The organism is Kribbella yunnanensis, from assembly GCF_039529655.1.
Lineage (GTDB): Bacteria > Actinomycetota > Actinomycetes > Propionibacteriales > Kribbellaceae > Kribbella > Kribbella yunnanensis.
Genome location: NZ_BAAANF010000012.1, coordinates 48,259 through 60,584, shown reverse-complemented (window position 1 = coordinate 60,584; position 12,326 = coordinate 48,259). Strand labels below are relative to the sequence as shown.

Sequence of the window (12,326 nt, the reverse complement as noted above, 5' to 3'; positions counted from 1 at the left end):
CGACGATCGCGGGTTCGGAATTGCCTAGTTTTCAAGGCATGTTCAAACGTCTTGTTGCGACAACAGCAGCCTTGTCCCTGCTCGGTCTTCCAGCGGAAGCCGCGCCCGCACCAGGAAATTCGGGAGTCGGTGACACTGTCTGGCCTGAGTTGGGGAACGGCGGGTACGACGTCCTCGACCAGCGGCTCGATTTCCGCTTCGCGAAAGGGCTGAGGTCTTATACGGCGACCACGACGCTGTCGGCGCGGGCGACTCAGGATCTGAGCGCGTTCGACCTCGATCTGCTCGGGCCGCAGGTGACCGGGGTGCAGGTGGACGGCGAACCGGCTTCGTGGAAGAGCGCGCCGAACGGGGAGCTGGTGATCACGCCGACCAAGGCCGTCCGCAAGCACCTGCGGTTCGTGGTCCGGGTCGACGTTCGGAGTGACGTGACCGACGTGACGAAGACCAGTGCATTGCCGCCCGGTCTGATCTGGCACGAAGGGTTTGTGCAGGCGCTCAACCAGCCGTCGGGGGCGCGGAAGATCCTGGCCGTCGCCGATCATCCGGTGCAGAAGGCGCCGGCCACCTTCTCGATCACCGCGCCGGCCGATCAGAATTCGGTTGCCAACGGCAAGCTTCTCAGTGTCCGGTCGAGCGGCGGTAACACGACCCGCGTGTTCCGCGAGCAGCGCAAGATCGCGCCGGAGTTGTTCCAGATCGGGGTCGGGCCGTTCACCGTGCTGAATCGCAAGGGTCCGCACGGCCTGCCGCTGAGGTACGCCGTACCGACTGCGCAGTTGGCCGCGATCGAGCCGCAGCTGAAGTCGTTCGACACGTCGGTCCGGTTCCTGGAGGAGCGGCTCGGCCGGTTCCCGGGTGCCGAGGCCGGGTCGTACATCACCCCGTTGGGTGGCGAGCTCGAGACGCAGGGCCTGACCATGATGACCGCGTCCCACATGACCAAGGAGGGGTTCGAGCAGAACGGTACCGACGGTGTCGTGCTGCACGAGGTCGCGCACGAGTGGTTCGGCAACTCCGCGTCGCCGCGCCGCTGGTCCGACGTCTGGCTGAACGAGGGCCACGCGGTCTTCTACGAAGGCGAGTACAGCGAGATCAAGCATGGCGCGAAGGTCGTCGACTCGGCGAAACACGCGTACGAGCAGCGCGGGAATGCGATTCTCGACAACGGACCGATCGCCGCGCCCGACCCGGCGAAATGGACCGGTGACTCGGCCGAGATCCGGCCGTACGGCGATGCGGCGTACGCCGGGGGAGCGCTGGTGCTGTTCGCGCTCAAGCAGGAGGTCGGCGCGAAGACGTTCGACGCGATCGAGCGAACCTGGGTACGCCGGTATGCGAACTCGACCGCCGGGACCGAGGACTTCATCGCGCTGGCGTCGTCGGTCGCGGGCAAGGACCTTCGCCCGTTCCTCCGGTCCTGGCTGTACGGCAAGACCCTCCCAGCGATGCCGGGCTACCCGGACTGGAAGGTCGGCCCGGCCTAGGGTTCGCTGGTGAGGAGTGCGGCAAGAGCGCGAGCGAACCGGTCCGCGGAGACGGGACCGGCCGGACGTCCGTAGTACTCCTCGGCCAGGAAGAAGCCGACCATCGCGGACAGCATCACCTGGGCCGCCGCCTCGGGGTCTTCCTGCACGGCTTGGGTCGGCGCGAGGGACAGTACCTCGGCCATTCCGGACTCGATGCTGGCCTCGAAGACGGTCGAGCGCAGCCGCTCGACCAGTTCGGGGTTCCGCCCGCGTTCCCACACCAGGATGTGGATGAGTGGACCGAGCTCGCGCAGAAAGTCCAAGTCGCCCCGGAGTCGCGTGGTGAGCACCTCGGTGGCGTTGCCGTCGGCCTCGTCGCGGGCCGGCGGCACCCGGTCGCGCGCCCGGGTGAGCTCCCGGTCGACGAGGGCGTCGACCAGCTCGGTCTTGTTCCGGAAGTGCCGGTAGAAGGCCCCGCTGCCGGCGGCGAGGCCGGCCGCGGCCTCGATCGCGGTCACCGGGACCGCGGCGACACCTCGCTCGGCGAACAGCGCGAGGGCCGCGTCGATGATCCGGTCGCGGGTGCCAGTAGCCACAACGCAACTGTAGACGTAAGAACGCTCTTACATTACCGTCGGGTATGTCCCCGCCCCCGCCCTCAGGAGATGCCATGAAGCGTCTGCTCCTCAGCCTGACCCTGGCCGCCGCCACCCTCACCGCGCCCCAAGCGACCACCGCAGCCGCCGCCGCGACCACGGCTTGCTCGCTCGCGCCCACCGGTGGCACGGTCACCCGCAGCTTCTTTCCCGCCTCCACCCGCTCCTATAACCTGCGTGTCCCGGCCGGCCTGACCGGCAATGCGCCGCTGCTGCTCAGCCTGCACGGACTCGGCTCGGTGCCGTTCTTCCAGGAGCAGGCGACCGGCTGGAGCCAGACCGCCGACGCCGAGAAGTTCATCGTGGCCTACCCCGCCGGCGACCCGAACTGGAATCTCGCGGTGGGCTCGCCCGACGTCCGGTTCCTCCGTGACGTCGTCGACCGGATCGCCGCCGAGTCCTGCGTGGACCGCTCCCGCGTGTACGTCGAGGGTGGCTCACTCGGCTCGTGGATGAGTCAGCGGGCCGCGTGCGACGCCGCCGGTACCTTCGCCGCGGCCGCGGGATTCATGGGCGGGTCGCCGAACACCTTCGGCGGATGCCGACCCACTCGGCCGATCGCGGTCGCGCTCTTCCACGGCGAGAGCGACCCGCTGATCCCGGTCGCGGAAGGTCGCCGTACCAGGGATGAGTGGGTCGCGCGGAACAAATGTTCGCCGACGCCCGTGATCGAGCCGGTCACCGACGGTGCTGCCCAGACCTACCGAGGCTGTGCGGCCGGCGTCACGGTCAACTGGCGCTCGTACCAGGGCCTCGGTCACGCGTACCCGACGGGCACGGCTGGCGCGGACTTCCGCGAGCGTGCGTGGCGTTTCCTGTCCGCGCACCGGCTGCCGTGATGAAGCGGATATTGCTTGCCCTCGTCGCGCTACTGGTCTGCGTCACCACGACAACCGTTCCCGCACGGGGCGGAACGGCTGTCCTGCCACCGACGATCCCAGCGGTGCGTGAGTGGGCTCCCGGAGGCGTCGGCTACACCTTCACGAGCAGCAGCAAAGTGGTCGCGGCCTCGGCGCTGGCCGGTCCGGCTCGGCTGCTGGCCGAGGACCTTGCGAAGGTGATGAATCGTCCGGTTGGCTACGTCGTCGGCGGCCCGGCGGCACCGGGCGACATCGAGTTGCGGCTGGGTACGGCGTCCGGCGGTCCCGAAGGCTATGTGCTGCAGGTCGGGCCGGTGCTTGGCGTCGAGGGTGCGGTGGCCGGGGTCCGGCTCGGAACCCGGTCGGTGGTCCAGTTGCTCCGCCAACAGAGCCGCCTGCCGGGCGGCCAGGTGCGCGACTGGCCGACGTACCAGGAGCGGGGATTCATGGTCGACCTCGGCCGGAAGTACCTGAGTCTCGACTGGCTGCGCACCCAGATCCGCGAGATGGCCTATCTCAAGCTCAACTACCTGCACCTCCATCTATCCGACGAGCACGGTTTCCGGCTGGAGAGCGCGACCCATCCGGAGATCACCGCCGAGCAGCACTACAGCAAGCAGGAGATCCGGGAACTGATCGAGTACGCCGGTCGCTACGGCATCCAGGTCGTCCCCGAGCTCGACTTCCCGGGGCACATGCAGCCGATCCTGGCCGCTCATCCCGAACTGAAGCTGGTCGCCGCTAACGGACAGGTGCAGCATGGAAACATCGACCTGTCGAAACCGGCGGCGTACGACCTGATGCGTGATCTGATCACCGAGTTCTTGCCGCTTTTTCCTAGCCGGTACTGGCATATCGGCGCGGATGAGTACGTCGAGAACTTCACCGACTATCCACAGCTTGAGCGATACGCCAAGCAGCACTACGGTACGGCGGCCACCGGTCAGGACGCCTATCTCGGCTTCGTGAACTGGGCCGACGGGATCGTCCGGGCGGCCGGCAAGACCACGCGGATGTGGAACGACGGTCTCGTCCGGACCGGCGGCACGCTGACGGTGAACCCGGCAATCGTCGTCGAGCACTGGTCGATGAGCGGCCTGACGCCGTGGGCCGGCCCGGCGTGGCGCCCGGCCGAACTTGTTGCCGCGGGCCACAAGGTGATGAACGCTTCGATCACGCCGACGTACTACACCGTGGGTGGGCTCGGCGCCCTGCTCAACACCGCGCCGGCGGTCATGTACGACACCTGGGATCCCGGCTTGTTCGTCGATGGGAGCAGGCTGGCGGACACTCTCGGCGCCAAGCTGCATCTGTGGTGCGATCAGCCTGATCGTCAGACCGAGCAACAGCTGGCCGCGGAGGTCTATCCGCGGCTGCGGGTGATGGCTCAGCACACCTGGCGAAGTCCCACGCCGCCGTTCTACACCCAGTTCGCGGGGCGGATGACTGCTGTTGGCCCGGCGCCGAGCTCTTGACTGCTGGAAAGGCTAAGTGATTTAGTCACTTTGTGACTTACTCAGCGTCTGAGGCGCCGCCCAGCCTGTCCGACCGGTTGACCGAGTCGATTCTCGGCATCATCCGGGACGGCGGGCTGGGTCCTGGTGATGCCATCCCGTCGGCGCGCGAGCTCGCGAAACGCTTCGCGATCACCACGCCGACCGTCCGGGAGGCGCTGCGGAAGCTCGAGGCGACCGGTGCGGTCGAGTTCCGGCACGGCTCCGGGACGTACGTCGGCCCGACTATCAATCACGTGGTCCTGGCCAACCCGCACCGACCGCCGATCACCAAGGACTCGGTCCTGCAGTTGATCAGCGCCCGCCTGGTCCTGGAGCCCGCCATCGCCGCCCAGTCAGCGATTGCGCGACAGCCGGAGAACCTCGAGCGCCTCGAAGCCGCCGTCACGAACGCGCTCGTCCCGCCGGGCGGCCCGTCGTTCGCCCTGAACTTCCACATCGAGCTAGCCGCCGCCTCCGGCAACCCCCTCCTGCAAGAGGTACTCGCCTCCCTGCTGAAGGTGCGAGTCCGCGAGCAACAGCAGATCCGCTCCCTGTACGACAACCGCGCCCAGGACCACGAGGAGCACGTCGCAATCCTGGAGGCCGTCCGCGCCGGCGACCCTGCCCACGCCGAGCGCCTAACCCGCGAGCACCTGGACAACATCCGCGTAGCAGTCCAGGCCGCCGCCGCCATGGACTCGCCCGCCGCCGACTCCGCGCCCGCCGGCAGCTCCACGCCCGCCGCCCTCGACGCCACGCCCACCGCGGGAGGGTCCGATGCGGCTCGCTGAGATGACGACTGACGAGGCGGCTGCGGCAGTTCGGACGGCGCCGTTGGTGATCATCCCGGTGGGTGCGCAGGAGCAGCACGGGGGTGGGATGGCGATGTCGACTGACACCGTGCGCGCGGTCGGAGTCGCTGACCGGGTGGCTGAGCGGTTGGCCGGGCGGGCGGTCGTGGCACCCGTCGTACCGTATGGCGTTTCGCCGCATCACCTGGCGTTCGCCGGGACCATGTCATTGTCACCGGCAACCTTCATGCAGGTGGTGCGGGATCTGATCACCAGCCTGCGATCGCACGGCTGGCAACAGTTCCTGGTGGTGACCGGGCACGGCGGCAACAACGCTGCGCTCTCAGTACTGGCGCAGGAGTACTTGCGCGAAGACCTCACCTTCACCTGGACCCCGGTCACCGAAGTGGTGGCCGACCTGATCACCGGTGTCAGCGAGGTGCACGGTCACGCTGGGGAGGCCGAAACCGCGCAGATGCTGTACCTGGCCCCGGAACTCGTCCAGGCCGACCGCCTGGAACCGGGCGCCACCACGCTCGACGAGCTCTCCGTCCCGGCCCGATTGTCCCGTCGTGGCCGGGGGCCGCGACTGTCCGTCGGGTTCGACGACTATCACAAGCGTGGCGTCCTGGGTGACCCCCGAACCGCCACTGCCGACACCGGCCGTCTCCTCGTCGAGACCGCCGCCGACCGCATCGCCGCCTTCGCCGACGAACTCCTCTCGGCCTGACCCGCTGCACCCCCAACCCCCGTCCCGCCGCACCCCCACCCGACCGCATCTCATGGGTTCACCCACGAGCTTGTGGGTTATGTACCCGCATGCGGGTGGGGAACCCACAAGCTGATGGGTCAACCCATCAGATGGTGTGGGGGCGGCTCGCCTGAGGAGGCACCCCTGATGAGATTCGCACGCCCGAAAACGCGCGGTACCGAATGGCACCGGCGCCTCGGTGCCGTCCTGGTGGCGGCCGGCCTGGTGACCGCCGCGACTGTGTTGCCTACGGCAACTGCCTCGACGACTGCCCGTACGGCGGGCTGTGGCAAGGCCGCGGCCACCGGTGACTACACGGTGCAGAGCGGCGGCCTGACGCGGACGTACCGGCTGCATGTGCCGGACAACTACAAGGCCACCAAGAGCTACCCGCTCATCCTCGTGTTCCACGGCCGGGGCAAAACCGGTGCTCAGACCGAGGCGTTCTCGGACCTGTCCAAGCTGGACGCGGTCGTTGCCTACCCCAACGGGGTGATCGGTGACGAGAACAAGCAGGCGTGGCAAGGAGCGCCGTACGCCGCCAAGGGTGTGGACGACGTGAAGTTCACTTCCGACCTGCTCGACCAGTTGGAAGCCAACTACTGCGTCGACACCCGGACCGTCTACGCGACCGGTAAGTCCAACGGCGCCGGTTTCACCGGCATCCTGGCCTGCAAGCTGGCCGACCGGTTCGCCGCGATCGCACCGGTCGACGGCGCGTTCTACATCGAAGGCGGTCGCTGCGCCCCGAGCCGACCGGTCCCCGTGCTCGACATCCACGGCACCGGCGACACCACGATCCCGTACGGCGGCGACGGTCAGCGCGACCTTCCCGACGTACAGACGTGGGTGCGGGACTGGTCGGTGCGCAACCACTGCGAGCAGAACCCGCGGGAATCTCAGGTCGGCGACGATGTCCTCAAGTTCACGTACAAGGACTGCGACGCGGATGTCGTGCATGTCGCCGTCACGGATGGTGGACACAGCTGGCCGGGCTCGGACGCGGCGTCGGGTCCGGGCTATGTCACCCAGACCTTCGAGGCGCACGAGCTGATCGGCAAGTTCTTCAAGGAGCACAGGCGATGAGCACCGCGACCGATACGAAGGAGCTGCCACGCCTGGTTCGGGCGATGGCCGTCATCGAGCGGGCGGGTAACGCACTACCGCATCCGTTCTGGTTGTTCTGGATCCTGTCCGGGATCCTCGCCGTGGTGAGCGCGATCCTGGCCGCGCTGGACGTGTCGGTCGTCTCGCCGAAGGACGGCAAGACGGTCGCGGTGCAGAACCTGCTGTCAGGTGACGGCCTGCAGATGGCCGTGTCCACAGCGATCTCGAACTTCGCCGAGTTCCCGCCGATGGCAACCATCGTGGTCGTCATCATGGGCGTCGCGCTGGCCGAGCGCACCGGCTTCCTGCAGTCGCTGATGAAGGTCAGCGTCTCCCGGGTGCCGACCTCGATGGTGGTCTTCGCGGTCGCCTTCGCCGGCACGATGGCGCATGTCGCGTCCGCGGCGGCGTACATCATCCTGGTCCCGCTCGGCGGGCTCGCGTTCCGCGCGGTCGGGAAGTCGCCGATCCTCGGCATCGTGGTCGCCTACACCGCGATCGCCTCCGGGTACGACGCCAGTCCGATCCCGACGCCGAACGACGCGATCTTCGCCGGGATCACCGAAGCCGCGGCCAAGACGGTCGACCCGAACGCCTCGATCTCGCCGTTGTCGAACTGGTTCTTCAACATCGCGTCATCGGTACTGCTCGCACTCGTCATCACGCTCGTCACCAAGCTGGTGCTGAGCAAGCGGGACGACCTGGAAGCCGATCCGGACGCCCCTGGTGACGACCCGGATGCCCTGACATTGTCGGCCCGCGAGAAGACTGGGTTGCTGCGGGCAACCATCGTGTTCGGGCTCGCCGCGGTCGCGATCGTCGCCGTACTGGTGCCGCACAACTCGCCGTTGCGTGGTGAGAACGGCAGCATCGTCGATTCGCCGTTCCTGGACGGGATCGCGATGGTCGTCGCTGTGCTGTTCGGACTGGTCGGGATCACGTACGGCGTCACTGTGGGCGCGATCGAGCGGGCGGCCGACGTACCGAGGTTGATGGCCGAGGGCATCAAGCAGATGGCGCCGGTGCTGGTGCTGTTCTTCGCGATCGCGCAGTTCCTGGCCTACTTCAGCTGGAGCCGGATCGGCGACCTGCTGTCGGCCGAATCGGCCCGCTGGCTGGGTGATCTCGGGGCGCCGACGATCGTCATCTTCCTTGGCATCCTGGTGCTGCTGACCTTGATCAACATCCTCGTCACCAGCGGCTCGGCGATGTGGTCGCTGACCGCGCCGATCCTGGTTCCGATGATGATGCTGCTGGACGTGCCGGCCGAGACCACCCAGGCGCTCTTCCGGATCGCAGACTCGGGCTCGACCGCGATCACCCCGATGAGCCCGTACTTCGTGATGGCACTGGGCTTCCTGCAGCGCTATCGCAAGAACGCCGGCGTCGGCACCCTGGCGTCGTACACGGTGCCCTTGGCGCTCGCAATGACGGTCGCCTGGACACTGCTGTTCCTTGCCTGGTGGGCGCTGGGGATCCCGCTCGGCCCGGGCGCGCCGGTCAGGTGAGGGTGACCCCGGCAGCACGCAGGTCGCTCAGGGCTTGTTCCGTGCTACCGGGGGCCACACCAGCAGTCAGGCCGGTGATGACCGTCGTACCGAAGCCTTCGACGCGGGCGTCCAGCGCGGTCGCCCGCACGCAGTAGTCAGTGGCGATCCCGCACACGTCGACATCGGTGACACCGCGCTCGCGCAACCACTCGGCAAGCCCGAGCCCGCCCTCGTGGGACTTGCCCTCGAAACCCGAGTAAGCGGCCGCGTACTCACCTTTGTCGAAGATCGCGTCGAACGGCTGCGGGTCCAGGTTCGGGTGGAAGCTCACCCCGTCCGTCCCGGCCACACAGTGCCGCGGCCAGGAGTTCACGAAATCGGGCTCGTCGGAGAAGTGGTCACCCGGGTCGATGTGGTGGTCCCGGGTGGCCACGACGTACTGGTAGTGGCGCTCGTCCGGCTCGGCCTCGTGCCACTTGTGCAACAGCTCGCCGATCTGGAAGGCAACATTCGCGCCCCCGCTGACGGCCAGGCTTCCGCCCTCGCAGAAGTCGTTCTGCACGTCCACCACGATCAGTGCCCGAGTCATGTCCCCAAGGTACAGCCGGTTACTGCTGGAGTAGCGCACCTCCGGTGACACGGATGATCTCGCCCTGGATCGCAGGCGTCCGCGGCGAGGTCAGGAACAGGATCGTGTCAGCCACCTCGGTCGTGTGCGGCAGCCGCCGCGCACTGAAGGCCTTGGCGATCTCGTCGGTCGCCTCCTGCGGAATCACCCGGTGCTTACCGTCCTCGAGCGTGATCCCCGGCATCACCACATTGACCAGTACGCCGTCCGCGCCGAGGTCGTAACTCAGGGCGGTCATGAATCCGTGCAGCCCGGCCTTGGCAGCGCCGTACGGCCAGGAACCCGGCAGCGGCCGCAGGGTGACGTCGGTCGACACCAGGACCAACCGGCCGGCATCCGACCGCCGCAACGCCGGCGCGACCTGCTGCACAAACCGGAAGTTGCCTTCAAGGTTCGCCCGCAGCACCTCGGTCCACCAGTCCTCAGGCGCATCCTCGATCTTCTCCGGCCGTCCGTGGAAGCCGAGCTTGCCCCAGTTGACCGCGTTCGCCACCGCAACATCCAGCCCACCCCAACGCTCGATCACCGCCGCCACCGCAGCCTCGATCGACCCCGCAGCATTCAAATCCATCGGTACGGCGAACCCCTGCCCGCCGGCCGCCTCGATCTCCGCGACGACCTCGGCGGCCGCCTCCTTCCGCGACCCGTAGGTGATCGCGACCCGAGCCCCCTCCCGCCCGTACCCGATCGCCGCCGCCCGCCCGATCCCGGACGACCCACCCGTGACGAGTACCGCGGCGTCCTTCAGTCCCAGCTCCATGACACACTCCAGTGAGATAGTTAGCCGACTACATGAAGAACTTAGCCGACTAACTATTCTGGGACAAGCAGCGCGACACGAAAGTCTCCTGCGACCCGTAGAAACTTCGGCTCGCCTCTGTAAGGGTTTTCCACGAGCACCCAGCACCGTCGACTCTTGCCCGCCCCAGTCGAAAGGCGCGACCCTCATGCACGAGCAGGAAGAGCAGACTCCGGCCAGATTCACCCGTCGCAACGTCCTCACGGCCTCCGCGAGCGCCGCTGCCGCGCTCGGCGCGGCCGGACTGCCGGTGCTGACCACCGGAACTCCGGCGTTCGCCACCGGCGGCGACCATGGCCACGGTGGTGGCCTGCGGGCCGAGCCACTGATCCCGTCCGGCAACCGCGGGATCATCCTGTACAGCGTCCGCGACCGAATCGGCGCGGCGCCGGACAGCACCGGCGTACCGTACGGATTCGAGCGGGTTCTGGCCCGGCTGGCCGAGATCGGCTACAAGGAGGTCGAGTTCGCCGGCTACACCCAGAACACCGCGATCCTCGGCCGGCAGATCACCCCCAAGGAGATCCGCAAGATCCTGGACGACAACGGCCTGGTCGCCAACGGCACCCATACCCAGATCAACCCGGGCACGTTCGAGCAGCAGATGGACATCGCCCAGGAGCTGGGCATGAAGCACATCGGCACCGGCGGCGACCCCACGAACAGCGCGTACAAAGCCGACTGGGACGCCGCCGCCGACATCTGGAACGAGCTGGGCCGTCGCGCCAAAGCGCGCGGCCTGCGGCTGTACACCCACAATCACCATGAGGCCTACGACTTCCTGCTGGACGCCGGCCCCTTGGACCCGGCCGGCAAGCCGACCCGGTCGTCCGGGCTGCGCCGGCTGGAGTACTTCTTCGACCAGGCCGACCCGCGCTACGTGTTCTTCGAAATGGACATCTACTGGGCGTACGTGGCCCGGTTCAAGCACACGACGTACACCGACTGGCGAGGCAACCAGCAGACCGACCTGTTCGACCCGATCCTGACCGTAGCCCCGCGCACCGCCCGGTTCCCGCTGTTCCACGCCAAGGACGGCGACCGCAACCCGTCCGTTCCCGACGGGCACGACATGGTCCCGCTCGGCGACGGCGACATCAACTTCCAGCAGTTCTTCCAGACCATCGGCGCGCCGCACCTTCACCACGCGAACTGGGAGCACGACAACGCCTCCGGCGGTACGGCGATTCCGGCGCAATCGCTGAACTTCGCCGCGTCCAGCTACACCAACATGTCCGAGCTGACCATCTATCGCCGCTGACTGCTTCCGCCAAGTCTCGCGCCGCCGATCTGTGGCCCGGCTGGCAGCCTGCGCTGGCCCTGGCTGTCCGGTAGCGTCCCGCGCGGGGGATTCATTCAACTGCTTACTGGTGGGGGATTTGTGAACATCGATTTCGGGGCCGACCCGACGTTTTCGTGGTACGTCGTGCTGCTGTGCATCAGCGGTGTGGCGATGGTGGGGATGGCGCTGGTGAAGAACTCCGGGCAGTCGGACGGGGCGCGGATCCTCGGCGGCGTCGTGGGTGCGGCCTTCCTCGGGTACGGCGTCTTCCTGGGCTTCATGTCCGAGGGTGACAGCTACTGGATGTTCTTCCAGGCGTTCTTCCTGCCGGTGATCCTGGTGGTCAACTTCGTACGTGGCGCCCTGGCGCGACGGTCGCAGGTCAAGCAGGACTGATGGGGTTGCGGGTGCTGCGGCACGCCGACTACCGGCGGGTGGAGTGGAAGAACGGGCGAGGGCTCACGTATGAGATGGCGCGGTCCGAGGTAGCGCAGTCCGAGGGTGCCGCCTTCGAGGATGCCGACTTCGACTGGCGACTCAGCTTCGCGGCCGTCGAACGCCCCGGGCCGTTCTCCACGTTCCCCGGGGTCGATCGCATCATCACCTTGGCGTCCGGTCGGCAGCTCACGTTGACGATGGCGGACGGTGAGGTGCAGGTGCTGCGGCCGTTCGAGCCGTTCGCGTTTCCTGGTGAGGCCGAGGTTCGGGGTGTGCCGTCGGGGCCGACGATGAACCTCAATGTGATGACGCGTCGGGGTCGCACTGCGGCGACGGTGGTCTGCCATCGGATCGACGGGCAGCAGCTGGTCGACCTTCGTGGTGCGGCCTTCCTGGTGGTGCTGGACGGTGTCGTGATGGTGAACGATGTCGTGCTCGCCCCGCGCGATGCGGTGCGTGAGCTGCCCGATCGCTTGACGGTCACCGGCAACGGCGTGGTGGCCGTCATCAGCATCACCTGAGGGCAGACGTGGTGGCTTCTCCGGGCAAGCTTCGCTGC

Annotated in this window: 13 protein-coding genes; 10 read left to right on the top strand and 3 right to left on the bottom strand. The window is 67.6% G+C overall.

The features are described from left to right. Positions 1-38 precede the first annotated feature (38 nt). Positions 39-1,487 (top strand): M1 family metallopeptidase, encoded by a 1,449-nt coding sequence (locus ABD231_RS17700; protein WP_344152541.1) that lies wholly within the window; start codon positions 39-41, stop codon positions 1,485-1,487. On the opposite strand, the gene ABD231_RS17695 is transcribed toward ABD231_RS17700, so the two are convergent. Beyond that, positions 1,484-2,065: a TetR/AcrR family transcriptional regulator gene (locus ABD231_RS17695; RefSeq protein WP_344152538.1), complete on the bottom strand. Its 582-nt coding sequence runs from the start codon at positions 2,063-2,065 to the stop codon at positions 1,484-1,486. The two genes, ABD231_RS17700 and ABD231_RS17695, sit on opposite strands and share 4 nt — an antisense overlap. A gap of 74 nt (positions 2,066-2,139) precedes the next feature. Between ABD231_RS17695 and ABD231_RS17690 the strand changes: the two genes are divergently transcribed. The 6 genes from ABD231_RS17690 to ABD231_RS17665 all read left to right on the top strand — a co-directional run bounded on the left by ABD231_RS17690 (position 2,140) and on the right by ABD231_RS17665 (position 8,638). Further along, positions 2,140-2,964 carry a CE1 family esterase gene (locus ABD231_RS17690; RefSeq protein ID WP_344152535.1) on the top strand — a complete coding sequence of 275 codons (825 nt, stop codon included), beginning with the start codon at positions 2,140-2,142 and terminating at the stop codon, positions 2,962-2,964. Next, complete coding sequence (locus tag ABD231_RS17685) at positions 2,964-4,460, top strand: beta-N-acetylhexosaminidase (protein ID WP_344152532.1); 1,497 nt, start codon at positions 2,964-2,966, stop codon at positions 4,458-4,460. The genes ABD231_RS17690 and ABD231_RS17685 overlap by 1 nt, the downstream gene beginning before the upstream one ends. A 32-nt stretch (positions 4,461-4,492) precedes the next feature. After that, positions 4,493-5,272 carry a FadR/GntR family transcriptional regulator gene (locus ABD231_RS17680; RefSeq protein WP_344152529.1) on the top strand — a complete coding sequence of 260 codons (780 nt, stop codon included), beginning with the start codon at positions 4,493-4,495 and terminating at the stop codon, positions 5,270-5,272. After that, entirely contained in the window at positions 5,259-6,002 is a 744-nt protein-coding gene (locus ABD231_RS17675; RefSeq protein ID WP_344152526.1) for a creatininase family protein, read from the top strand. The genes ABD231_RS17680 and ABD231_RS17675 overlap by 14 nt, the downstream gene beginning before the upstream one ends. Before the next feature lie 168 nt (positions 6,003-6,170). Beyond that, positions 6,171-7,109, top strand: a complete 939-nt coding sequence (locus ABD231_RS17670) for a CE1 family esterase (RefSeq protein WP_344152523.1) — start codon at positions 6,171-6,173, stop codon at positions 7,107-7,109. Continuing rightward, positions 7,106-8,638, top strand: a complete 1,533-nt coding sequence (locus ABD231_RS17665) for an AbgT family transporter (protein ID WP_344152520.1) — start codon at positions 7,106-7,108, stop codon at positions 8,636-8,638. Before ABD231_RS17670 ends, ABD231_RS17665 begins: the two co-directional genes overlap by 4 nt. On the opposite strand, the gene ABD231_RS17660 is transcribed toward ABD231_RS17665, so the two are convergent. Together ABD231_RS17660 and ABD231_RS17655 are read right to left on the bottom strand one after the other, a co-directional pair. Next, positions 8,631-9,209, bottom strand: coding sequence for a nicotinamidase (locus ABD231_RS17660; RefSeq protein ID WP_344152518.1), 579 nt, complete (start codon positions 9,207-9,209; stop codon positions 8,631-8,633). The genes ABD231_RS17665 and ABD231_RS17660 overlap by 8 nt on opposite strands. A 19-nt stretch (positions 9,210-9,228) precedes the next feature. Next, on the bottom strand, positions 9,229-10,008 hold the full coding sequence (locus tag ABD231_RS17655; protein ID WP_344152515.1) for an SDR family NAD(P)-dependent oxidoreductase: 780 nt from the start codon (positions 10,006-10,008) through the stop codon (positions 9,229-9,231). A 187-nt stretch (positions 10,009-10,195) separates the two neighbouring features. On the opposite strand from ABD231_RS17655, the gene ABD231_RS17650 reads away from it, so the two are divergent. The 3 genes from ABD231_RS17650 to ABD231_RS17640 all read left to right on the top strand — a co-directional run bounded on the left by ABD231_RS17650 (position 10,196) and on the right by ABD231_RS17640 (position 12,288). Then, on the top strand, positions 10,196-11,308 hold the full coding sequence (locus ABD231_RS17650) for a sugar phosphate isomerase/epimerase family protein (RefSeq protein WP_344152512.1): 1,113 nt from the start codon (positions 10,196-10,198) through the stop codon (positions 11,306-11,308). 120 nt (positions 11,309-11,428) lie between these two features. Beyond that, a complete protein-coding gene (locus tag ABD231_RS17645) occupies positions 11,429-11,725 on the top strand; it encodes a hypothetical protein (RefSeq protein ID WP_344152509.1) in 297 nt (98 codons plus the stop codon). Continuing rightward, a complete protein-coding gene (locus tag ABD231_RS17640; protein ID WP_344152506.1) occupies positions 11,725-12,288 on the top strand; it encodes a HutD/Ves family protein in 564 nt (187 codons plus the stop codon). Before ABD231_RS17645 ends, ABD231_RS17640 begins: the two co-directional genes overlap by 1 nt. Positions 12,289-12,326 lie beyond the last annotated feature (38 nt).